This window comes from Sphingomonas sp., from assembly GCF_017745215.1.
Classification (GTDB): domain Bacteria; phylum Pseudomonadota; class Alphaproteobacteria; order Sphingomonadales; family Sphingomonadaceae; genus Sphingomonas.
On the sequence record NZ_JAGHZV010000003.1, the window covers coordinates 91,879 to 114,611 of the forward strand.

A 22,733-nucleotide genomic window follows, 5' to 3' on the forward strand; every position below is an offset into this window, starting at 1 on the left:
GTCGATCCGCGCCGACAGTGCTTTCGGGCGGTTGCGCGTTCGTTCATGCCAAAGGCGGTTTTTCACATTGTGAGTGTCAACCGTGTAAACTGTATTATATCGGCATTACACCGACGCGCTCTCGTCCGCCCCCTCCCCGGAACGTCATCCCGGCGAAGGCCGGGACCCAGGGTTGCAGAGGGTATCGCTCGTGGCCCTGGGTCCCGGCTTTCGCCGGGATGACGATTAAGTAGCGTGACTAAACCAGCCGGCTCTGCCGCAGCGCCGCGCCGATGAAGCTCTTGAACAGCGGGTGCGGGTCGAAGGGCTTGGACTTCAGCTCCGGATGGAACTGCACCCCCACGAACCACGGATGGTCCGGCCGCTCGACGATCTCGGGCAGCGTCCCGTCGGGCGACATGCCCGAGAAGACGAGCCCGCCGTCCTCGAGCACCTCGCGATAGGCGGTGTTGACCTCATAGCGGTGCCGGTGGCGCTCGCTGATCTCGGTCGCGTCGTAGACCGAGGCCGCGACGCTGTTCCCCGCAAGCTTCGCCGGATAGGCGCCGAGCCGCATCGTCCCGCCCAGGTCGCCGCCGGCCTCGCGCTTCTGCAGCCCCTCGGGGCTCATCCATTCGGTGATCATGCCGACGATCGGCGTGTCGGTCGGGCCGAACTCCGTGGTCGAGGCGCCCTCGATCCCTTCGGCCCGCGCGCCTTCGATGCACGCCATCTGCATGCCGAGGCAGATGCCGAAGAAGGGCACGCCGCGCTCGCGCGCGAAGCGGACGCTGGCGATCTTGCCCTCGCTGCCGCGCTCGCCGAACCCGCCCGGCACCAGGATGCCGTGCATCGGCTCGAGGCTCGCGGCGGTCTCGGTCTCGTCGCCCTCGAAGATCTCGGCGTCGATCCAGCGGATATTGACCTTCACGCGGTTGGCGATGCCGCCATGGACCAGCGCCTCATGCAGCGACTTGTAGGCATCGGGCAGGCCGACGTACTTGCCGACCACGCCGATCGTCACTTCGCCCTCGGGGTTCTCGATCCGCTCGACGATGTCCGACCAGCGGTCGAGCCGCGGCGCCGGGCCGGGTTCGAGCCCGAAGGCGCGGAGCACCTGCTCGTCGAGCCCTTCGGCATGGTAGCGCAGCGGCACCGCATAGATGCTGCTCGAATCGCGCGCCTCGATCACCGCTTCCTTGGGCACGTTGCAGAACAGCGCGATCTTGGCGCGCTCGCTCTCGGGCAAGGGCTGCTCGCAACGGCAGACGAGCACGTCGGGCTGCACCCCGAACGAAGCGAGCTCGCGCACGCTGTGCTGGGTCGGCTTGGTCTTCAGCTCGCCCGCCGCCGAGATGTACGGCACCAGCGTCACGTGGATGCTGATCGACTGGCCGCGGCCCAGCTCGTTCTTGAGCTGGCGGATCGCTTCGATGAACGGCAGCGATTCGATGTCGCCCACCGTCCCGCCGATCTCGCAGAGCACGAAGTCGAGCCCTTCGGTGTCGTCCTGCGCGAAGGCCTTGATGGCGTCGGTGACGTGGGGGATCACCTGCACCGTGGCGCCGAGATAGTCGCCCTTGCGCTCGCGGTTGATGATCGTCTGGTAGATCCGCCCCGAGGTGACGTTGTCCGACTGGCGCGACGCGACGCCGGTGAAGCGCTCGTAATGCCCCAGGTCGAGGTCGGTCTCCGCCCCGTCGTCGGTGACATAGACTTCGCCGTGCTGGTACGGCGACATGGTCCCGGGATCGACGTTGAGGTACGGGTCGAACTTGCGGATGCGAACGGAATAGCCCCGCGCCTGCAGCAATGCCGCGAGGCTTGCCGCCATCAGACCCTTGCCGAGCGAGGAGACCACGCCGCCGGTGATAAAAACATACCGCGCCATGGGAGAACAGCCCTAGCTTGAATGGACGCGCACCGGCAAGCGCCCGAATCCGGGCGGGTGCACAAAAATCTGTGAATGGAGCCGAAGCTCCGACGGCTTACTGGCCGAGCGGGACGGCCGAATTGCCCTGCGGCGCCGGTGCTTGCTGCTGCGCCGGGACGACCGGGCCGGTGGCGTTGCCGCTCGACTGGAACGGCACCTGGTCGACCGGGGTCGGCTGCGCGGCCGGCGCCGGCGCGGTACGCTGGAGCGTGGTGTCGACCGCGGTCGAGTGGCGATTCGCCGCCAGCACCGCGAGCAGGATGCTCATCAGGATGAACGCGGTCGCGAGGATCGCGGTCGCGCGCGTCAGGAAATCCGCAGCGCCGCGCGCCGACATCAGCCCCGATGGGCTGCCGCCCGAAGTCAGGCCGCCGCCTTCCGAGCGCTGCACGAGGATCACGACGACCAGCGCGAGCGCGATGAGGAACTGGATGACGAGCAGGAGCGTAAAGAGCATCGGAGCGGATCGGACCTTGTTCGGGAAAGGCGCGACATAGGGGAGCAGGCCCGCGCGATCAACCGCCCCTTCGGAAAACGGCCTCGCCGCGCCCGCGAGTCACCCATGACGCCCCTGCAATGATACCGATCAGGAACATTCCGCAGTTGTACTGAAACCTTCCCCCGCCCAAGTGCGTTGTTGGCGGAAGGTCCGGCAACGGATCGGTTTCGCAACAAGTGTCCAGTAAAAGAGTATGTGCCGTGAATGCGATGACCGACCACTCGCTTTCGAGCTGGAAGAACACCCTGATCGACTATGTTCGCTCGGGTGAACCCGACCTCACGAACCGCCAGATGGCGCTTTTGCTGCTGGTTTACCTGGATGTCGGCCCGCACACCGTCCGCGGACTCGCGCGTTCGCTCAACGTGTCGAAGCCCGTCGTGACGCGTGCCTTGAATCGTTTGGGCTCGCTCGGCTATCTGCGCCGGCAACGAGACGACAGCGACAAGCGCAACATTTTCGTCGTCCGTACCGCGGAAGGGGCAGAGTTTCTTGCAGAATTCGGGCATTTCCTCGCTGGTGGGCACGACGTCGAGCCAGCAGCCCGGCGGGCCAGCGCGTAATCGTTTCGCGCTCCAGGGACGTTCGGTACAGGTCGACCCGCGCACCAGCGCCGTGCGCCGCGATCTTGCGGATATCCGCTTGGCGGACCGCGTTTTTGCGCCGCACTACGCCGCGCCGCTTTCCCGCGTGATCAAGGTCGCGACGACGCTGCGCGCCGCGCCGCAGAAGGAGTCCGAATCGCTCGCCGCGCTCGTGCCGGGTGATGTGTTCGAGCTGCTCGAACTCGCCGGCGACCGCGCGTGGGGCGTTTCCCCCGGCACTGGCCTCGTCGGCTATGTCGACGCTGCATCGCTTGGGGAGGACGCCGCATGAGCATCCGCGTCTTCATCGACGGCGCCGCCGGCACCACCGGCCTCGAGATCCGCGATCGGCTCAAGGACCGGCCCGAGATCGAGATCCTCCTGCTCGACGAGGCGCTGCGCAAGAACAGCGTCAAGCGGCGCGAGGCGCTCAACGCCGCCGACTTCGTCATCCTGTGCCTGCCCGACGATGCCGCGCGCGAAGCGGTGGCACTGATCGAGAGCCCCTCGGTCCGCGTGATCGACGCCTCGACCGCGCACCGCACCGGCGACGGCTGGGTCTATGGTTTCGCCGAGCTCGAGCCCGCTCAATCGGCCGCGATCGCCGCGGCATCGCGGGTGACCAACCCCGGCTGCTACCCCACCGGCTTTCTCGCGCTCGTCCGTCCGCTGGTCCGCGCCGGGCTGATCCCGGTCGACTTCCCGCTGAGCGTCAACGCGACCTCGGGCTATTCGGGCGGCGGCCGCTCGATGATCGAGGAGTTCGAGAGCGGCAAGGCGAAGACCGTCTTCCGCCCCTATGGCCTCGGCCTCGCGCACAAGCATGTGCCCGAGATGCTCAAGCATGCCAAGATCGAGCATCCGCCGATCTTCGAGCCCGCGGTGGCGAACACCTATCGGGGGATGATCGTCGAGGTCCCGCTGCCGCTCCATGCCCTCCCCCGCCGGCCGTCGCTCGCAGCGATCACCACCGCGTTGCGCGACGCGTACAAGGACAGTCCGGTCGTCCAGGTGCTCGACGTCGAAGGCACCGAGATGCTGACGATCGAGGAACTCGCCGGCACCGACCGTATGAACCTGCGCGTCTTCGGCAACGCCGAGCGCGGCCAGGCGCGGCTGGTCGCGACGCTCGACAACCTCGGCAAGGGCGCCTCGGGCGCCGCGGTGCAGAACCTCAACATCATGGCCGGGCTCGACCCGGTCGCGGGGCTGGTGCTCTGATCGCCTTGTCGAGCAGCGGCTGAAGCCGCAGCAGGATCGAACGCTGCAGGAGCACCGGGTAGAGATGCAGGACGATCGCCGGCGCCACCATCCATAGCACGCCGCTCCAGGGATGCCTCCCCAGCAGCGCCAGGCCGCGCCCAGCAGCAGGTGAATGGCGAAGCAGGTCCCATGAGCGCTGATATTGGCGCGAATGCTCTCTTCCAGGGCGGATAGACCCGCCCGGGTGCCCGAGAAGCCCCGGATGGGTTCGGCCACGTGGCGATTCCACCCCGAGACGTCGAGCAGCCATTCGAAAACCCCGATGCCCAGGACGAGGTGGAGAATGCGCTCGCGCCTGGGCACCCGGAACCATCGGCGCGGAACGCATCGCGCGACGGGCCTGGCGATCGCAGGACCCAGGCTGAACGTGCCCATCGCCACGCTGATCGCATACCAGGGGCTGCTCGGCCCGAGGACGAACCAGAACGCCGCCAGATACGCGGCGAAGAAAAGCACCACCAGCCGATAGACGGTGCTTTGAAAGACGTCGGCGGGATCTGCTTTCGACGGCGGTTCATCGCTCACGACGCGTTCCTCGGCTGGGCCACGGACGCATAATCGGAGTCCGGTCCGATGACGAGCGCGCCAGCGATCCGGAAGGGAATGAATGCCCTGGGCACGTTTTGCACCCTCGAACGCTTGATCTTTCCGGCCGCTTCGTGTCGAGACAGCGAGCGAATTGCGTGAAGGAATGGCGCGCCGATGACTCAGCCGGCTGGTAAACTGCTTCTGTTCGGCGCGACCGGGGATCTCTCGCAGCGCATGCTGCTTCCTTCGCTCTACGGCCTTCACGCCGATGGCCTCCTCCCCGAGGGGCTCACCATCACCGGCACCGCGCGCTCGGACCATGACGACGACGCCTTCCGCGCCTTCGCCGGGGAAGCGCTCGCCGAATTCCTGCCTGCCGACCGCAAGGACGACAGCGCTGTCAAATCCTTCCTCGAGCGGCTCCATTACCAGCCGCTCGACGCCTCCAAGACAGAGGGCTTCGCCGCGCTCGCCGAGAAGCTGGGCGACATCTCGAACGGCCTCGCGATCTTCCTGTCGACCGCACCCTGGCTGTTCGGTCCGACGATCAAGGGACTCCAATCCGCCGGTCTCGCCTGCGGCAACGTCCGCATCGGGCTCGAGAAGCCGCTCGGCAACGACTTGAAGACCAGCCGCGAGATCAACGACATTGTCGCCTCGGCCTTTCCCGAGGAGCGGACCTTCCGCATCGACCACTATCTCGGCAAGGAGACGGTCCAGAACATCCTCGCGCTGAGGTTCGGCAATTCGCTGTTCGAGCCGGTGTGGAGCGCGCGCGGGATCGACCATGTCCAGATCACCGTCTCCGAAACGGTGGGCCTCGAGGGCCGCGGCGGCTATTTCGACGACATGGGGTCGCTGCGCGACATGGTGCAGAACCACATGCTCCAGCTGCTCGCGCTGATCGCGATGGAGCCCCCTGCCCGCTACGACGGCACGTCGGTCCGCGACGAGAAGGTCAAGGTGCTGCGCTCGCTGCGCAAGATTACGCCCGCCGAAGTGCCGCACTTGACCGTGACCGGCCAATACACCGGCGGCGCGGTGAACGGGAAGATCGTGCCGGGCTATCTCGACGAACTCGAAAAGCCCTCGAGCACCGAGACCTATGTCGCGATCAAGGCGCATGTCGACAATTGGCGCTGGCAGGGCGTGCCCTTCTACCTGCGCACCGGCAAGCGCCTCGCCGAGCGCCGTTCGGAGATCGTCGTCCAGTTCAAGCCGGTGCCGCATTCGATCTTCGCCGATCGCGGCGGGCTGCTCCACGCCAACACGCTGATCATCCGCCTCCAGCCCGAGGAATATGTCCGCCTGCTGGTGATGGCGAAGCAGCCGGGGCTCGACCGCGAGGGCATTCGCCTGAGGGAAGTGCCGCTGAACCTCAGCCTCGACCATGAGTTCGCCCATGCCCGCCGCCGCATCGCCTATGAGCGGCTGCTGCTCGACCTGATCGAGGGCGATCCGACGCTGTTCGTCCGGCGTGACGAGGTCGAGGCGCAATGGGAATGGATCGATGCAATCCGCGCGGGCTGGGAAGCCAGCGACATGCACCCCAAATCCTATGCTTCGGGCAATTGGGGCCCGAGCGCCGGCATCGCGCTCACCGAGCGCGACGGCGTGACCTGGAACGAATGATGGAGCTGAACGCGTGACCGACGAAGTCGAATGGTGGGACTATGAGGACGCCGCCGAGATGGGCGAAGCGCTCGCCGGTGACGTGCAGTTCATCATCGAGAGCGCGATCGACGCGCGCGGCAGCGCCGTGATCGCGACGCCGGGCGGCACCACGCCTGCGGTGCTCTACAAGCATCTCGCCAAGGCCAAGCTCGACTGGAAGCGCGTGACGATCGTCCCCACCGACGATCGCCTCGTCCCGATGGGCGATCCGCTGTCGAACGTCACCGGCATCGCCAAGATCTTTCTGCCGCTGGGCGCGCGCGTGATCCCGATCACCAGCGAGAAGGCCGAGGACTACAAGGCCGCCGGCCGCGCCGCCGATGCGCGGCTCAAGGAACTGCACTGGCCGCTCGACCTCTGCCTGCTCGGCATCGGCGCCGATGGGCATACCGCTTCGATCTTCCCCGGCCCCGACCTCGACGAAGCGCTCAACGGCCCGAAGGACCGCCGCGCGCTGGGCGTGATGCCCGAGCCGCTGCCCCCCGAGGCGCCGGTCGCGCGCGTCACCCTCTCGCTCGCCGCGATCACTTCGGCGCGCGCGCTGATGGTCGCGCTGATCGGCGAGAAGAAGAAGGCCGTGCTCGAAGCGGCGATCCGCGAAGGCACCGGCTCGCCCTACCCCATCGGCCGCGTGCTCGCCGCCGCCGAACTGCCCGTGGATATTCACTGGAGCGCATGATGGCCCTCAACGCCGAGATCGCCGCCGTCACCGATCGCGTGATCGAACGCTCGAAGGACAAGCGCGCCGCCTATCTCGCGCTGATCCACCGCGAGCGCGACAGCGGCGCCGACCGGCCGCGGCTCGGCTGCGCCAACCTCGCCCATGCCTATGCCGGCACCGACGAGCAGCGTGACCTGATGAAGCCGGCGAACCGGATGAACATCGGCATCGTCACCGCCTATAACGACATGCTCTCTGCGCATGCGGTCTACTACCGTTACCCCGAGCAGATGAAGGTCTGGGCGCTCGAAGCCGGCGCGACGGCGCAGGTTGCGGGCGGCGTGCCGGCGATGTGCGACGGCGTGACACAGGGCTATCAGGGCATGGAGCTCTCGCTTTTCAGCCGCGACACGATCGCGCTGGGTACCGCGGTCGCGCTCAGCCACCGCACCTTCGAGGGAGCGGCGCTGCTCGGCATCTGCGACAAGATCGTCCCCGGCCTGCTGATCGGCGCGCTGCGCTTCGGGCACCTGCCGATGGTGCTGATCCCCGGCGGCCCGATGCGCTCGGGCCTGTCGAACAAGGACAAGGCCGCAGTCCGCGAGCTGTATGCCGAGGGCAAGGTCGGCCGCGACGAGCTGCTCGAGGCCGAGATCGCCGCCTATCATTCGAAGGGCACCTGCACCTTCTACGGCACCGCCAATTCGAACCAGATGATGATGGAAGCGATGGGCCTCCATGTCCCCGGCGCCGCCTTCGCCAATCCGGGGACGAAGCTGCGCCAGGAACTCACCCGCGCCGCGGTCCATCGCCTCGCCGACATCGGCTGGGCGGGGAACGACTATCGCCCCATCGGCCATGTCGTCGACGAGAAGGCGATCGTGAACGCCGCGATCGCGCTGCTCGCCACCGGCGGCTCGACCAACCACCTCATCCACTTGCCCGCGATCGCGCGCTCGGCCGGGGTGGTGATCGACTGGGAGGATTTCGACCGGCTCTCGCGCGCCGTGCCGCTGCTCACCCGCGTCTATCCCAACGGTTCCGCGGACGTGAACGCCTTCGAGGATGCCGGCGGCCCCACCTTCGTGATCCGCGAGCTGGTCAAGGGTGGGCTGATGCACGCCGATATCCTGACGATCTCGGCGGGCGGGTTCGCCGATTATGCGCGCAAGCCGACCCTCCAGGAGGACGCTTTGGTCTGGCGGGATTCCCCTGCGGCGTCCGGCGATGACAGCGTTATCCGCACGATCGACGCGCCCTTCTCGCCCGAGGGCGGCTTCCGCATCCTCAAGGGCAATCTCGGCCGCGCCTGCATCAAGGTCTCGGCAGTCGAGCGCGAGCGCTGGACGATCGAGGCGCCGGCGCGCGTCTTCCAGGACCAAGCCGAGGTCCAGGCCGCGTTCAAGGCCGGCGAGCTCGATCGCGACGTGGTCGTCGTCGTCCGCTTCCAGGGACCCAGGGCCAACGGCATGCCCGAATTGCACAAGCTGACGCCGCCGCTCGGCGTGCTCCAGAACCGCGGCTATAAGGTCGCGCTGGTCACCGATGGGCGGATGTCGGGCGCAAGCGGCAAGGTCCCTTGCGCGATCCATCTTTCGCCCGAAGCCCTCGGCGGCGGCCCGATCGGCAAGGTCCGCGACGGCGACATGATCCGGCTCTGCGCCGAGGATGGCGTGCTCGAAGCGCTCGTCGATCCGGCCGAATGGGAGGCGCGCGAGCAATGCGTCGCGCCTCCGCCCGCCGACGGCACCGGCCGCGAGCTCTTCGCGATGCTCCGCCAGGCCGACGAAGCCGAGCTCGGCGCCTCGGCGATGCTCGCGGCGGCGGGGCTCTAGAGAACAGACAACAGGCAGAACAGAAAAGCTAGGAGTAGGAATGGAAGTCGTTGCGGTCGATATCGGGGGAACGCACGCACGCTTCGCCATCGCGGAGGTGGAGGGCGGCCGCGTCCTTTCGATCACGGAGCCGGTCACCCAGAAAGTGGCCGAACATGCCAGCCTCCAGCTCGCCTGGCAGGCTTATGGCGAGAACTTGGGGCGGGCGCTGCCCAAGGCTGCGGCGATCGCAGTCGCCTCGCCGATCAACAACGAGCTGATCAAGCTCACCAACAATCCCTGGATCATCCGCCCGCAGCTCATCCCCGAGCGGCTGGGCGCGGATACCTGGACGCTGGTCAACGACTTCGCCGCGATCGGCCATTTCGTGGCGCATGCCGACGCCGGCCATTTCCAGCACCTCTGCGGCCCCGACGAAGCGCTGCCCGACAAGGGCTCGATCACCGTTTGCGGCCCCGGCACCGGCCTCGGTGTCGCGCAGGTGTTCCGCCACCGCTCGGGCTACGACATCATCGCGACCGAGGGCGGCCATATCGACTTCGCGCCGCTCGACCCGCTCGAAGACGCGATCCTCAAACGACTGCGCAAGACTTTCACGCGCGTCTCGGCCGAGCGGATCGTCGCGGGGCCCGGCATCGTCGCGATCTACGAGACGCTCGCCGAGATCGAGGGCAAGGCGATCGTACGGCTCGACGACAAGAAGCTGTGGGAGCTCGCGCTCGAGGGCAAGGACGAGCTGGCGATGGCCGCGCTCGACCGTTTCTGCCTCAGCCTCGGCGCGGTCGCGGGCGACCTCGCGCTGTGCCACGGCCCCAGTGGCGTAGTGATCGCGGGCGGCCTGGGCCTGCGCCTCAAGGACCATCTGCTGCAATCGGGCTTCGGCGAGCGCTTCGTCGCCAAGGGGCGTTTCCGCAACCTGATGGCCTCGATCCCCGTCAAGCTGATCACCTATGCCCAGCCCGGCCTCTACGGCGCCGCGGCGGCCTTCGCGCAGGAGCATGCCCAATAATGTCGCCGATCGAGACCATCATGCGCACCAGCCCGGTAATCCCGGTGCTGGTGATCGAGGACGCCGCGACCGCGCGACCGCTCGCCGAAGCGCTGGTGAAGGGCGGGCTCAAGGTGCTCGAGGTCACGATGCGCACCCCGGCGGCGCTCGACGCGATCCGCGAGATGAAGCAGGTCCCCGGCGCGATCATCGGCGCGGGCACGGTGGTGAGCACCGCGCAGTTCGACGCCGTGATGAAGGAAGACGCCGAGTTCATCGTCTCGCCCGGCCTCACCTCGACGCTCGGCGAAGTGATCGTCCAGAGCGGCGTCCCCTTCCTACCAGGCGTCGCCACCGCGGGCGACATCATGCGCGGCTATGAGCTGGGCCTGCGTCACTTCAAATTCTTCCCGGCGGAAACCTCGGGCGGACTGAAGGCGCTCAAGGCGTTGGCAGCACCCTTCTTCGAAGCAAAGTTCTGCCCCACCGGCGGCATCAGCGCCGCGACCGCGCCCGAGTGGCTGGCGTTCGACCCGATCCTCTGCGTCGGCGGCAGCTGGGTGACCCCCAAGGGCGCGACGATGGATCAGGTCGAGCAGCTCGCCCGCGAGGCGACGGCGCTGGGGCGCTGAAGGAATGGAGAAGGAAATGAGCAGCTCGAACGATCAGCGTCGGGCAGACGCGAAGGCCCGGTGGCAGGCGCCGAAGGTGCGCCGCGTGCGCGCCGGCGATGCGGAGCTTCTGCACGGGTTCTTTCACCCCTTCGCATCTTCGTGACCGCGCAATTCGCAGTTTACATCCGCAACGAGCGCCTCTAGAGGCGCCTCCGCAATGTCCATGTCGACGATCAAGCCGATTACCACCAAACCGACCCGCGCGTGCGGGGCGGCTTGGGGTGTCTGCGCGGGTTGATCCTCGCGACGACCTGAGCAAGAGCCCCGCCGAAGCGCGGGGCGGCTCCATCCAGGAACCGGCAAAGCTCCCCGCGCCTCGGCCCAGACCCGAGGAGTTGAGTGAGCATGCGTGACCCGAACAGCCTTCCCGCCCGCCCCAACGTCGGCATCGTCGGCGCGACCGGCCTCGTCGGCTCGATGATGCGCGCGCTGCTCGCCGAGCGCGGCTTCCCGCTCGCCAGCCTGCGCCTCTTCGCCTCGGCACGCTCGGCGGGCAGCGTGGTCGACGGCATCACCGTCGAGGACGCCAGCACCGCCGATTTCGCCGGGCTCGACATCGTGTTCTTCTCGGCAGGCGGCAGTACCTCGAAGGCGCTCGCGCCCAAGGCCGCCGCGGCGGGCGCGATCGTGATCGACAACAGCTCGGCGTGGCGCAGCGACCCCAAGGTGCCGCTGGTCGTCGCCGAAGTGAATCCCCATGCGCTGGCCGTCATCCCCAAGGGCATCGTCGCCAACCCCAATTGCACCACGATGGCGGCGATGCCGGTGCTCAAGCCGCTCCACGAGGCGGCGGGGCTCAAGCGCGTGGTCGCGAGCACCTATCAGGCGGTGTCGGGCGGGGGGATCGAGGGGATCGAGGTCCTTGCCGAGCAACTCCGCGCCGGTGCCGACGCGATGGAAGCGCTCGCCCGCGACAGCGACGCGGCCGACTTCCCGCCGCTGCGCAAATGGGCGGTGCCGATCGGCTATAATGTCGTGCCGCTCAACTATGTGCTGGGCGAGGGCGGCTATACCGAGGAGGAGCTCAAGCTTCGCGACGAGAGCCGCAAGATCCTCGAGCTGCCCGAGCTGGCGGTGTCGGGCACCTGTGTACGCGTGCCGGTGTTCACCGGGCATTCGCTGTCGATGAACGTCGAGTTCGAGCGGCCGCTATCGCCCGAAGCGGCGCTGGCGCTGCTGGAGCAGGCCCCGGGGGTGGTGGTGTCGGAGGTCCCGAACCCGCTCGAGGCGACGGGCAAGGACCCGGTGTTCGTCGGCCGCGTGCGCCGCGACGACGGTGTGGCGAACGGCTTGGCGCTGTTCGTGGTCGGCGACAACCTCCGCAAGGGCGCGGCGCTGAACGCGGTGCAGATTGCCGAAGTGCTGGTGACGGGCGCGGTGAAGACCTGAGCCAACCCAATCCCATAAATCGTCATCCCGGCGGAAGCCGGGATCCAGGGGCAGCAGGCGATATCGCTGGTGGCCCTGGGTCCCGGCTTTCGCCGGGATGACGGAAATTAGGCTGGTCGTGCGTCAGTCGAGGAGATGCTACATCTCCCCCCGAGCCCGCCGGATCGCATACCATTTCTGCACATTGGCATTGTGCTGCTCGAGCGTGTCGGCGAACACATGCCCTCCGCTCCCGTCCGCGACGAAGTACAGGGCTGCCGAGGGCGCCGGGTCCAGCACCGCGTCGATCGCCTCGCGCCCGGGATTGGCGATCGGCCCCTTGGGCAGCCCGACCATTTGGTAGGTGTTGTAGTCGTTCCGCGCCTCGAGCTCGGAGCGCAGGATGCGGCGCCCCAGCGGCTTGCCGTGCGTGACCGGGTAGATGATCGTCGGATCGGCCTGGAGCATCATCCCCGTGCGCAGCCGGTTCGAATAGACCGCCGCCACCATCCGCCGCTCGCTCGCCTTGCCCGTCTCCTTCTCGACGATCGATGCGAGCGCCAGCGCCGCCTCGGGCGAGGTCACCACAGCGCCCGGCTTGCGCGCCGCCCAGGCCTTGGCGAGATAGTCCGTCATTGCCCGCTGCATCCGATCGAGCACCGACTGGCGGGTGTCGCCGCGGTTATAGGCATAGCTGTCGGGGAGCACCGTGCCCTCGGCCGGCACCTCGATCGTGCCGGTCAGCTGCGGCGCCTTCATCAGCGCCTCATAGACCAGGATCGACGGCGTCCCCGGCGCGATCATCACCATGCGCTGGAGCGTCTTGCCGCCCTGGAGCATCTTGAGCACGTCGGCCTGGCTGAGCCGCGCCGGCACGCGATATTCACCCGCCTTGATCGGGTCGCTCCCACCGAAAACGCGCGAGAGCAGCACGAACATCCGCGCCGAGCGGATCGCGCCGGCCTTTTCGAGCTCGGTCGCGGCGCGGCTGAGGCTCGCGCCTTCGGGGATCAGCACCGTGACGTTCTGCTGCGCCGGCCCCGCCCAGGTCCATATCTGGAGTGCGCCGAACGCGCCCGCCGCGAGCAGCAGGACGAGCAGGAACAGGAAACAGCCGCCCCTGCGGCGGCGTCGCGGCCGCTTGGGGGCAGCCGCGGGCGCGTCCTCAGACAGCCTTCATCACCAGGCTGGCGTTGGTGCCACCGAAGCCGAAGGAGTTGTTGAGCACGGCCTTCACCTTGCGCTCCTTCGCCTTGAAGGGAACGAGGTCGACGCCCGCGCAATTCTCGCTCGGATTGTCGAGGTTGAGCGTCGGCGGCACGATCTGGTCGCGCAGCGCCAGGATGCAGAAGATGCTCTCCACGGCACCCGCGCCGCCGAGCAGGTGGCCGATCGCCGATTTGGTCGAGCTCATCGAGAGATGGCCGATGTTGTTGCCGAACAGCCGGCGGACCGCGCCCAGCTCGAGCTCGTCGCCGAGCGGCGTCGAGGTGCCGTGCGCGTTGATATAGTCGATGTCGCCGAGCTCGAGGCCCGACTTGCGCATCGCCATCTCCATCGAGCGGAACGCGCCCGAACCCTCGGGATGCGGCGCCGTGACATGATAGGCGTCGCCCGACAGGCCATAGCCGACCACCTCGGCATAGATTTTCGCGCCGCGCTTCTTGGCGTGCTCATATTCCTCGAGCACGACCACGCCCGCGCCCTCGCCCATCACGAAGCCGTCGCGGTCCTTGTCATAGGGCCGGCTGGCGCGCCACGGCTCGTCGCGGAAGTTGGTCGACAGCGCGCGCGCCTGGCCGAAGCCGGCGATGCCGATCGGGCAGATCGCCGCCTCGGCGCCGCCCGCGAGCATCACGTCGGCGTCGCCGTCCGAGATCATCCGCGCCGCATCGCCGATCGAATGCGCGCCGGTCGAGCAGGCAGTCACCACCGCGTGGTTGGGGCCCATCAGGCCGTATTTGATCGAGACCTGGCCCGAGATCAGGTTGATGAGACGGCCATGGACGAAGTGCGGCGAGACGCGCTTGGGGCCCTTTTCGGCGAGCACGAGCGATTCGCTCTCGATCCCCGGCAGCCCGCCGATCCCCGAGCCGATCGAGCAGCCGGCGCGATAGCGCTCCTCCTCGGTCATGTCGGTGAGGCCGGCGTCCTCGATCGCCTGGCCCGCGGCGTCGATGCCATAGACGATGAACGGGTCGACCTGGCGCTGAACCTTGTGGTCGACGCGCTTGTTGGCGTCGAAGCCATATTCATGGTCGGCCGGCTTCACTTCGCAGGCATAGTTGCTCTGGAAGTCCGTCGCGTCGAACTTGGTGATCGTGCCGGCGCCCGACTTGGACGCGATGATGTTCTTCCAGGCGGTCTCGACATCGGCCCCCAGGGGGGTGACGAGCCCGAGTCCGGTCACGACTACGCGGCGCATCGCATCTCTCCGTAAACGTTCAACGCATTCACTTGGGAACGCAAAATCATCCAGAAAACGAAACGGCTTCCCGTCCCCTTCGTGCCATCACGCCCGGGACGGGAAGCCGCCTATAATCGCTTGCGGGCCATGCGGCCACACTCTGCGGGAATCCGCTCAGGCTCCCTGGTGCTCGCTGATGTACTTGATCGCGTCGCCGACGGTCGTGATCTTCTCGGCGGCATCGTCCGGGATCTCGACCCCGAACTCTTCCTCGAACGCCATCACGAGCTCGACGATGTCGAGGCTGTCGGCGCCCAGGTCGTCGATGAAGCTCGCCTCGGGCTTCACTTCGCTCGCTTCGACGCCGAGGTGATCGACAACGATCGTCTTCACGCGCTGCTCGGTATCGGACATGATCCCTATTTTCCTTCTTCCACTGGGAGCCGTTTGAATCGCAACGCACGTAGAACGGCGCTGGTGCCCTTGCAAGGGGGGCGTCGTGTTGATTGGAATGCGCCTCACGGCGCATCGCGGTGCCGGCCCGCTCCCCCACCCGGCCACCCACAAGATACTGCCGATGGGTGGCCGGGTGGGGGAGCGGGCCGGCACCGCCTGAAACGCGCCCTTTCGCGCGTTTCCAAACTCACGCCTGCGAGAAATCGTAGCTGCTATATTCCGCCATGCTGAGAAACCCGAAGAACTCGCCAACCAGCTCGGCCGCCTCCGGCGACTGGTCGGGACTGTCCTTGGTCGCGTCGGAGAGCTTGCGGTTGACCTCGGGCGTTACCGGCTTCTGGCGCACTTCCTCGGGCAGGCCGAACCAGATCGCCTCGAGCGCGCCGGTGTCGAACTTGCGCTCGGCGAGGAAGCGCCGGGCGACCGGCTGGCCCTCGGTCGCGATCGTGTAGAGCAGCGCCGGACGGATCGCGGCGTCGGACCAGCCGTTCTCCGCCGCGCAGGCCTTGCCCGCCGCGCTCAGCGCCGCAGTGGTCTCGGGCGCATATGTATGGCGTTTGCCCGATTCGCGCAGGTTGCGCTCGATGTCGGCGACGAGCTTCTCATGCCCCGCTGCGTCGAGCTTATCGGAAACGCAGCCGATCGTCGCGAGGTCGGCGGCGCGCACCGGCCCTGCGATCGCGAGCAGTGCGGGCAGGGCGGCGAGGATCAGCGGGCGTCCCATCGTCACATCGCCGCGAAGCGCGCCTCGGCGTCCTGCTCGATGATCAGCCCGAGCAAGCCCTGCTTCAGCTTCTCGTCGAACGCCGCGCGATCGGCTTCGGGGATGCTCGCCGGATCGATTCCGCCGGCCGCCAGCGCCTTGGAGTAGAGCGGCGCCATCTGCGCCTGCGCGCCGCCGATGAGCTGCTCGCGCTCCTCCTTGCTCAGCGCGCCGAGCATCGTCTTGAGCTTGTCGAAGTCGACTCCGCGATCCCTGAGGTCATGGGTGCAGTTGCTGGAGAGCACGCGGCCGACGAAATACCCGATCGCGACGTTCATCCGCTCGGTGCTCCAGCCGTAGCGGACGCGGCACATCTGCGCCGTCTCGCCGATGCGCGAGACCATGTCCTTCTCGTCGGCGGTGGTGCCGTTCAGCCCATTGCGGGCGACCTTCACCATCGTCGCCCAATCGGTCTTGCGGAAACTGTCGTAGACGCAAGCGACGGGAACGCTCGCCATCGCGGGCATGGGAGTGGCGGCGAGCGCCAGGGCGAGCATCAGGGACAAGTCAGTCCTCCTTCGGCGTGCGTCGGAAAGCGCGCGGCGCCTACCGGATCGCGCCCGCAAAGCCAAGCCGCTTCAGGGCGACACCGCCTGGCCCGGGCCCACGATGATCTCGCCCTTGGGCGACGCCTCGACCTCGAGCACCGCGAACCCGCCCTTTGGCATGTCGCACAGGCTGAGCGGCCGCACGTTCGAGGTCGTCTTGGCGCTGTCCTTGTCGCGCATCACCACGCGGACGAGCAGCGAGCATTTCATCTTGCCCGGTTTCGGCGTCCACACCGCCCTGTTGTAATGGAGCGCAAAGCCCTGGAACTGGTTCTCGCCCCACACCGGTGTGCGCGCCGTGTCGCGCTTGCCGTCGTTCAGGTAGAATTCGGTGATGTCGTAGCCGGGCGACTTGTTGATCACGATGATGCAGCCGGCCTGCCTGCACTGGTCGGCTTCGATATAGGCCGGCATGCCGAGCACCGAATTATGCCCCATCTGCACGCCGAGCGGCCGGATGTCCTGCCGCATCGGGATGCCGCTGCTGGGATCACCCCCCGGAACCTGGGCAACAGCGGGAAACGCGACGAGAAGCCCGACCAGGGCCAGCCACAGGTGACGCATCGACTCCACTCCCTGCCCCAGGTTGCGGATCAGATCATCGCCATTCCGCCGTTCACGTGCAAGGTCTGGCCGGTGACGTAACCCGCTTCCCTGCTCGCGAGATAGACGACCGCCGCAGCAATGTCCTCGCCGCTGCCCAGGTCGCCCGCCGGGATGCGGCCGAGCAGCGCGGTCTTCTGCGCCTCGGGCAGCACGTCGGTCATCGCCGAGCGGATGAAGCCCGGGGCGACGCAGTTCACCGTGATATTGCGGCTCGCCAGCTCCTGCGCCAGCGCCTTGGACATGCCGACGAGGCCGGCCTTGGACGCGGCATAGTTCGCCTGCCCGGGATTGCCGGTGGTGCCGACCACCGACGTGATCGAGATCACGCGGCCGAACCGCGCCTTCATCATCGGCTTGGCGGCGGCGCGGATCAGGCGGAAGGCGGCCTCGAGGTTGACCGTGATGACCTGGTCCCACTCTTCGTCCTTCATCCGCATCGCCAGGTTGTCGCGCGTGACGCCGGCGTTGTTGACGAGGATGTCGAGCTTGCCGAGTGCCTCGACCGCGCGCGGCACCAGCCCGTCGACTTCGGCGGCGTCCGAAAGGTTGCAGACCAGCGCGACATGATCCCCGCCCAGCTCGACGCGGAAGGCCTCGAGCTTCTCGGGGTTCGACCCCGACACCGCAAGCCTGGCCCCCTGCGCCGCCAGCCCCCTCGCGATCGCCGAGCCGATGCCGCCGGACGCGCCGGTGACGAGTGCAGTCATGCCTGTGAGGTCGAACATGTGATGATCCTTTATTTGTTCACGCGAAGGCGCGAAGGCGCGGAGGGCTTGTAGTCGTTGACGACCGGCAAAGCCCCTCCTTGAGCGTCTCGCCACCGAAATTGATGAGCAGCCCGAGCGGCTGCCTCGTCAGTCGGAGATAGGTGAGCAGCTGTTTGGCGTGTCCGCCGTTGAGCCTCTCCACGGACTTGATCTCAATGAGAAGGCACTCATCAACCAGCAAATCGATCCGAAATGCCTTGGAGAAGGTCAGTCCGTCATATTCGATGCTGATCGGTAGTTGACAGGAGACCCGATGACCGAGCCGAGCAAGCTTCGCAGCCAAGATCGTCTCGTAAACACTTTCGAGCAGGCCGGGACCCAAATCCCGGTGAAGATGCAGAGCTGCATCGACGACATTGGCCGCGATCGCCTCCAGATCCTGCATCTTCGCGCCTTCGCGCCTTCGCGCGAAAAAATCAAATCCCCTTCGCCAAAGCCTCGATGTCATCCATCGTCACCACGCTCGTCGCCGTCGCGTCGGGTGCCGAGCGCTTGACCATCGCGCCGAGCACCTTGCCGCCCAGCTCGACGAAGTCGTGCACCCCTGCGTCGAACATCGCCGCGACCGATTCGCGCCAGCGCACCATCCCCGTCACCTGCTCGACCAGCTGGCGGCGGATCGCGTCCGGATCCGCGGTCGGCGCCGCGGTGACGTTGGCGTACAGCGGCACCAAGGGCGCCTGGATCGCCACGCCGGCCAGTGCCTCGCCCATCGCGTCGGCGGCGGGTTGCATCAGCGGGCAGTGGAACGGCGCCGACACCGGCAGCAGCACCGCGCGCTTGGCGCCATGGTCCTTGGCGATCGCCACCGCGCGCTCGATCGCCGCGCGCGCGCCCGAGATCACCACCTGGCTCGGATCATTGTCGTTCGCGACCGTGCACACCTCGCCTTCGGCCGCCGCCGCGGCGATCGCCTGCGCCTTCGCGAGGTCGGCGCCGAGCAGCGCCGCCATCGCGCCCTCGCCCACCGGCACTGCCGCCTGCATCGCTTGCCCGCGAAGCCGCAGCAGCCGCGCCGTCGTCGCCAGGTCGAACGCGCCCGCGGCGCACAGCGCGGTATATTCGCCCAGCGAATGCCCCGCGACGAAATCGGCCTTCTCGGAGAGCTTCACCCCGCCTTCCTTCTCGAGCACGCGCAGCACCGCGATCGCGTTCGCCATGATCGCCGGCTGGGCGTTGGCGGTCAGCGTCAGCTGGTCCTCGGGGCCTTCGGTCATCAGCCGGAAGAGATGGTCGCCCAGCGCCTCGTCGACTTCCTGGAAGACTTCGCGCGCAACCGCGCTGGCGTCGGCGAGCGCCTTGCCCATGCCGACCGACTGGCTGCCCTGACCGGGGAAGATGAATGCGCGCATGACCACTCCTGACGTCGTTCGGTGTCTCGTGGCGCCGCGCGTTAGAGCCGTTGCGCCAGAGGATGCAACCCCGCCTCCAGCCTCCCGCCTTTTTTCCGCCGACTTCTGCATTGGCGATTTGCACAATCGGAGATATGGTTAACGTCGGTTCGCGGAGGGAGGACCCAATGATCCGACTGATATCGAGTGTCCTACTCGCTCTGGCGGCCTTCGCGTCGCCGGCGCTTGCCCAGTCGGATGCGCGCGTGCCCGCCGTCGTCGGCGAGCAGGGGACTGTGCTGCCGCCCGATTTCCACGGCAAGGTGCTGTATTTCGGCAACCACAGCGGCCGGGTCTATTCGATCAAGACCAACCATGGCGGACCGCGCAACGACTGTATCCGCCCCGACGGCAGCTGCCCCGAGCAGATCGGCGGCAGCCTGCAGATCGAGCTGATGTTCGAAGGCGACGTGGTGAAGGGCCAGTTCCGCGGCACCGGCGGCCTGCGCGAGAGCACGCTGATCGGCCGCCGCGTCGGCCCCCGCTGCGACCTCTATGATCCGATCGACGGCTCGATGTGGTCGGGCGTGTGCGACAGCAAGAATTTCATCGGCAAGGTGACGAGCGTGCCCAACGCGCTGGTCAAGGTCGACCTCGATTTCCGCGCGGTCAGCGTCGAATACAAGGACTTCTCGGACTGGGAGCGCGCCTATCAGGCCGCGCTCGCCCGGGTCCGCGCCTACGACTATCTCCGGGCGCAGTACGACGGCTATTCGCCCCCGCAGGACAAGCTGCTCGCCGCGATCCAGCTTGCCGCCTTCGACTGGAACTATGATCCGCTGGTGCCCAACAGCTTCGGACCCGTAAGCTCGGGCAAGAGCAAATGGGGCTATTACATCCAGGTCGGCTATCGCCTCGAGAGCGGGGTCAACGGCTGGGCGCGCGCGCGGCTGACGCGCAAGAACGGCGAGGTCGCCTGCATCATCTTCTGGGAGCGCCCGCGCGAGGAGGATTGCCGGCCGTTCATCCCGCCGCAGCGTCCGCCCGAGCCGCCCGCGCGTCCGCCGCAGGACGGCGGCTGGAGCAACAATTCGCTGATCCCCTCGGGCGCCCGGCCCGACCGGGGGGATGGCGACAACCGCCGCGACGACTGATCGAGCCGCTCGCCGCGCCGAGCTTGCCAAGCCGCCTCCGAGTCGCTAAGGGCCCGCGCTCGACGAACGGGGGTCCCAAGCGACTCGCGCGCGCCGTACCATTTTGAGACGACAGCCGGAGGGGCGCCGCATGGGGCGGCGTCAGCGATCGGCCAAGAGAGAGAAAGACGCATGGCTCTTTACGAGCATGTGTTCCTTGCGCGCCAGGATCTGGCACAGGCGCAAGTGGACGCACTGGCGGAAGCCGCCACCAAGATCGTCGAGGACAATCAGGGCAAGGTCGTGAAGACCGAGACCTGGGGCCTTCGCAGCCTCGCCTACCGCATCGCGAAGAACCGCAAGGCGCACTACGTCATGCTCGAGATCGACGCGCCCGCGGGCGTGGTCGCCGAGCTCGAGCGCCAGACGCAGATCAACGAAGACGTGATCCGCTACATGACCGTCAAGGTCGAAGAGCATGAGCAGGGTCCCTCGGTGATGATGCGCAAGGGTGACCGCGAGCGCAGCCGCCGTCGCGACCGCGACGACAGCGGCTTCGGCGGCAGCGGCGAGTAAGGAGCAAGACCATGGCACGACCCTTTTTCCGCCGCCGCAAGAGCTGCCCCTTCTCCGCGAAGGACGCGCCTCGCATCGATTACAAGGACGTCCGTCTGCTTCAGGGCTTCGTGTCCGAGCGCGGCAAGATCGTCCCGTCGCGCATCACCTCGGTGAGCGCGAAGAAGCAGCGCGAGCTGGCCCAGGCCATCAAGCGCGCTCGTCACCTGGGCCTGCTGCCCTACCTCGTGAAGTAAGGAGAGCGGACCCATGGAAGTGATTCTGCTCGAGCGCGTCGAAAAGCTCGGCCGCATCGGCGACGTCGTCAAGGTCAAGGACGGCTTCGCGCGCAACTATTTGCTGCCGAACAAGAAGGCGCTCCGCGCCAACGACGCCAACCGCAAGGTCTTCGAGGCCAATCGCGAGCGTCTCGAGGCCGAGAACGCCTCGAAGCGCACCGACGCCGAGAAGGAGTCGAAGGGCCTCGAGGGCGTGTCGGTCACGCTGATCCGTCAGGCCTCGAACACCGGCCAGCTCTACGGCTCGGTCGCGGTGCGCGACATCGTCGACGCGCTCGTCGCCGACAGCCACAAGGTCAACAAGGCCCAGGTGGTGCTCGACAAGCCGATCAAGTCGATCGGCCTGTACGAGGTCCGCGTGGCGCTGCACCCCGAGGTGTCGGTGACCGTCAAGGTCAACGTCGCTCGCTCGCCGGAAGAGGCCGAGATGCAGTCGCAGGGCGTCGATGTGATGGCGGCGATGTTCGAGAAGGACGAGGCCGGCTTCACCGAGGATTACGATCCCAACGCCGAGCCGGGCGCCACTGCCGAAGTGCAGGCGGAGAGCAGCGAGGGCTGATCCCCTCGCCTCACGGCAAATCGAAAGGGCCGCTCCGGGATACCGGGGCGGCCCTTTTGTTTGACGCGACCTCTACGTCGAAAAATAGATCGTCATTCCGGCGAAAGCCGGGACCCAGGGCCGCGGGCGACGCCCCCCCCCCCCGGTAACCCTGGGTCAAGGCTTTGCCGGGATGACGGCTACGTTGTCTGGATGGTGGTCTACCGGAAACGGAAAAGGGGCCGTGCATTCGGACACGGCCCCTCCGTGGCGCGCTGGGAGCACCGAACCGCGCGCTACGGACACGATACGCAGGCACCGACCACCGCGGCCAGCGGGATCAGCACGAGCATCAGAGGAACGACGTTACGCATGGCGTTTACCCTGTTCTTTGGCCCGTTCATTGGCCTCGCATAGACAACGGGCGAGCGCGTTTCGGGTTGCACGATGGTGAACGAAGCCTTGGCGACGAATTCGGGATTCTCCGGGATTGCCGCATGACTTCCGTGTGTTAGCTTGCCGTGATGCGGCCTCGCAGCGGGGCGGGCCGCGATCCTGGGGGATATCCGGTGGCGTTCAGACTGTCCTTGGCTGCGGCGGCCGCGTTCGCCTGTGCGACGCCTGCGGCAGCGCAAACGGCGCCCGACTTCGAGACGGGCGTGCTCGCCGAGATCAACTTCGCCCGCGAGCATCCGCATGACTATGCCGAGGAGCTGCGCGCCTATCGCGACCGGTTCGACGGCAATGTGGTCCGCGCCCCCGGCGACGAGAACGGCATCTACACCCGCGAAGGCGTGCGTGCGGTCGACGAAGCGATCGCCTTCCTTGAAGCGCAGGCGCCGCTTCCCCCGCTCGCGCCCGGCGACCTCCTCGGCCAGTCCGCGCGCTATCACGCCGGCGAGCTCGGCGCTTCGGGGACGACCGGCCATGTTTCGCCCGACGGCGCCAACCCCGGCGACCGCGTCCGCCGCATGGGCGGAGACATCTTCGTCGGCGAGACGATCTCGTATGGCGCTGGCGACGCGAGCGCCGTGGTCCGCGGCTTCATCGTCGACGATGGCGTACCCGCGCGCGGCCACCGCACTGCGATCTTCTCGACCGGCTACCGCTTCGCCGGCGTCGGCCGCGGCCCGCACGCCCGCTATGGCGTGACCTGCGTGGTCGACTATTCGGGCACCGCGACGGGAGCGCCAATGCTCCCGGCGAGTCTGAAGGGCGCTTCGACCTTCGTGTGGCGCGGGGCGAGAAGCGGCAGCGGCGCGGTGGCCTCGGCGCGCTGAGGAAACCAGCCGGCACGTAAAGCGTCAGCCCGGCCTTCCGAAGCTCAAGACTCCAAAGCGCCGG

General features: G+C 67.4%; 26 protein-coding genes. 15 read left to right on the top strand and 11 right to left on the bottom strand.

The window, feature by feature from the left end; all coding sequences use genetic code 11:
- Positions 1-238 precede the first annotated feature (238 nt).
- A complete protein-coding gene (locus J7495_RS04350) occupies positions 239-1,870 on the bottom strand; it encodes a CTP synthase (RefSeq protein ID WP_294054858.1) in 1,632 nt (543 codons plus the stop codon).
- Positions 1,871-1,967: 97 nt separating this feature from the next.
- A complete protein-coding gene (gene secG / locus J7495_RS04355; RefSeq protein ID WP_294054859.1) occupies positions 1,968-2,369 on the bottom strand; it encodes a preprotein translocase subunit SecG in 402 nt (133 codons plus the stop codon).
- 251 nt (positions 2,370-2,620) lie between these two features.
- Between secG and J7495_RS04360 the strand changes: the two genes are divergently transcribed.
- The 10 genes from J7495_RS04360 (at position 2,621) to J7495_RS04405 (ending at position 12,007) form a co-directional block, all read left to right on the top strand.
- Positions 2,621-2,974 (top strand): MarR family transcriptional regulator, encoded by a 354-nt coding sequence (locus J7495_RS04360; protein WP_294055062.1) that lies wholly within the window; start codon positions 2,621-2,623, stop codon positions 2,972-2,974.
- A complete protein-coding gene (locus J7495_RS04365; RefSeq protein ID WP_366810751.1) occupies positions 2,904-3,287 on the top strand; it encodes an SH3 domain-containing protein in 384 nt (127 codons plus the stop codon). Before J7495_RS04360 ends, J7495_RS04365 begins: the two co-directional genes overlap by 71 nt.
- Positions 3,284-4,216, top strand: a complete 933-nt coding sequence (argC, locus tag J7495_RS04370; protein WP_294054860.1) for an N-acetyl-gamma-glutamyl-phosphate reductase — start codon at positions 3,284-3,286, stop codon at positions 4,214-4,216. Before J7495_RS04365 ends, argC begins: the two co-directional genes overlap by 4 nt.
- 744 nt (positions 4,217-4,960) lie before the next feature.
- Positions 4,961-6,418: a glucose-6-phosphate dehydrogenase gene (zwf, locus tag J7495_RS04375; RefSeq protein ID WP_294054861.1), complete on the top strand. Its 1,458-nt coding sequence runs from the start codon at positions 4,961-4,963 to the stop codon at positions 6,416-6,418.
- A gap of 13 nt (positions 6,419-6,431) precedes the next feature.
- Positions 6,432-7,139, top strand: coding sequence for a 6-phosphogluconolactonase (gene pgl, locus J7495_RS04380; protein WP_294054862.1), 708 nt, complete (start codon positions 6,432-6,434; stop codon positions 7,137-7,139).
- A complete protein-coding gene (gene edd / locus J7495_RS04385; RefSeq protein WP_294055065.1) occupies positions 7,139-8,956 on the top strand; it encodes a phosphogluconate dehydratase in 1,818 nt (605 codons plus the stop codon). The genes pgl and edd overlap by 1 nt, the downstream gene beginning before the upstream one ends.
- Before the next feature lie 40 nt (positions 8,957-8,996).
- Positions 8,997-9,965 carry a glucokinase gene (glk, locus tag J7495_RS04390; RefSeq protein WP_294054863.1) on the top strand — a complete coding sequence of 323 codons (969 nt, stop codon included), beginning with the start codon at positions 8,997-8,999 and terminating at the stop codon, positions 9,963-9,965.
- Complete coding sequence (eda, locus tag J7495_RS04395) at positions 9,965-10,576, top strand: bifunctional 4-hydroxy-2-oxoglutarate aldolase/2-dehydro-3-deoxy-phosphogluconate aldolase (protein ID WP_294054864.1); 612 nt, start codon at positions 9,965-9,967, stop codon at positions 10,574-10,576. The genes glk and eda overlap by 1 nt, the downstream gene beginning before the upstream one ends.
- Before the next feature lie 16 nt (positions 10,577-10,592).
- Positions 10,593-10,721: a hypothetical protein gene (locus J7495_RS04400; RefSeq protein ID WP_294054865.1), complete on the top strand. Its 129-nt coding sequence runs from the start codon at positions 10,593-10,595 to the stop codon at positions 10,719-10,721.
- Positions 10,722-10,963: 242 nt separating this feature from the next.
- Positions 10,964-12,007 carry an aspartate-semialdehyde dehydrogenase gene (locus tag J7495_RS04405; RefSeq protein ID WP_294054866.1) on the top strand — a complete coding sequence of 348 codons (1,044 nt, stop codon included), beginning with the start codon at positions 10,964-10,966 and terminating at the stop codon, positions 12,005-12,007.
- A gap of 138 nt (positions 12,008-12,145) precedes the next feature.
- Here the strand turns inward: J7495_RS04405 and mltG are convergent, their stop codons facing one another.
- From mltG to fabD, 9 genes are all read right to left on the bottom strand, one after another.
- Entirely contained in the window at positions 12,146-13,159 is a 1,014-nt protein-coding gene (gene mltG, locus J7495_RS04410; RefSeq protein ID WP_294055067.1) for an endolytic transglycosylase MltG, read from the bottom strand.
- Positions 13,152-14,411, bottom strand: a complete 1,260-nt coding sequence (gene fabF / locus J7495_RS04415) for a beta-ketoacyl-ACP synthase II (protein ID WP_294054867.1) — start codon at positions 14,409-14,411, stop codon at positions 13,152-13,154. Before fabF ends, mltG begins: the two co-directional genes overlap by 8 nt.
- A gap of 156 nt (positions 14,412-14,567) precedes the next feature.
- Positions 14,568-14,807 carry an acyl carrier protein gene (locus J7495_RS04420; protein ID WP_294054868.1) on the bottom strand — a complete coding sequence of 80 codons (240 nt, stop codon included), beginning with the start codon at positions 14,805-14,807 and terminating at the stop codon, positions 14,568-14,570.
- A gap of 229 nt (positions 14,808-15,036) precedes the next feature.
- Positions 15,037-15,573, bottom strand: coding sequence for a hypothetical protein (locus tag J7495_RS04425; protein WP_294054869.1), 537 nt, complete (start codon positions 15,571-15,573; stop codon positions 15,037-15,039).
- 2 nt (positions 15,574-15,575) lie between these two features.
- The gene (locus J7495_RS04430; RefSeq protein WP_294054870.1) at positions 15,576-16,118 is read right to left on the bottom strand and encodes a hypothetical protein; all 543 of its coding nucleotides are present in this window, start codon (positions 16,116-16,118) and stop codon (positions 15,576-15,578) included.
- Between the two features lie 72 nt (positions 16,119-16,190).
- On the bottom strand, positions 16,191-16,724 hold the full coding sequence (locus J7495_RS04435) for a hypothetical protein (RefSeq protein WP_294054871.1): 534 nt from the start codon (positions 16,722-16,724) through the stop codon (positions 16,191-16,193).
- A 29-nt stretch (positions 16,725-16,753) separates the two neighbouring features.
- A complete protein-coding gene (gene fabG / locus J7495_RS04440; RefSeq protein WP_294054872.1) occupies positions 16,754-17,491 on the bottom strand; it encodes a 3-oxoacyl-[acyl-carrier-protein] reductase in 738 nt (245 codons plus the stop codon).
- A 19-nt stretch (positions 17,492-17,510) separates the two neighbouring features.
- Entirely contained in the window at positions 17,511-17,918 is a 408-nt protein-coding gene (locus tag J7495_RS04445; protein ID WP_366810756.1) for a GxxExxY protein, read from the bottom strand.
- A 31-nt stretch (positions 17,919-17,949) separates the two neighbouring features.
- Positions 17,950-18,885, bottom strand: coding sequence for an ACP S-malonyltransferase (gene fabD / locus J7495_RS04450; protein ID WP_294054873.1), 936 nt, complete (start codon positions 18,883-18,885; stop codon positions 17,950-17,952).
- A 167-nt stretch (positions 18,886-19,052) separates the two neighbouring features.
- On the opposite strand from fabD, the gene J7495_RS04455 reads away from it, so the two are divergent.
- The 5 genes from J7495_RS04455 (at position 19,053) to J7495_RS04475 (ending at position 22,669) form a co-directional block, all read left to right on the top strand.
- Positions 19,053-20,018 carry a hypothetical protein gene (locus J7495_RS04455; RefSeq protein WP_294054874.1) on the top strand — a complete coding sequence of 322 codons (966 nt, stop codon included), beginning with the start codon at positions 19,053-19,055 and terminating at the stop codon, positions 20,016-20,018.
- Positions 20,019-20,189: 171 nt separating this feature from the next.
- Positions 20,190-20,573 (top strand): 30S ribosomal protein S6, encoded by a 384-nt coding sequence (rpsF, locus tag J7495_RS04460; protein WP_294054875.1) that lies wholly within the window; start codon positions 20,190-20,192, stop codon positions 20,571-20,573.
- An 11-nt stretch (positions 20,574-20,584) separates the two neighbouring features.
- Entirely contained in the window at positions 20,585-20,809 is a 225-nt protein-coding gene (gene rpsR, locus J7495_RS04465) for a 30S ribosomal protein S18 (protein ID WP_066583513.1), read from the top strand.
- A gap of 13 nt (positions 20,810-20,822) precedes the next feature.
- Positions 20,823-21,410 (top strand): 50S ribosomal protein L9, encoded by a 588-nt coding sequence (gene rplI / locus J7495_RS04470; RefSeq protein ID WP_294054876.1) that lies wholly within the window; start codon positions 20,823-20,825, stop codon positions 21,408-21,410.
- Between the two features lie 548 nt (positions 21,411-21,958).
- Positions 21,959-22,669: a CAP domain-containing protein gene (locus J7495_RS04475; protein ID WP_294054877.1), complete on the top strand. Its 711-nt coding sequence runs from the start codon at positions 21,959-21,961 to the stop codon at positions 22,667-22,669.
- Positions 22,670-22,733 lie beyond the last annotated feature (64 nt).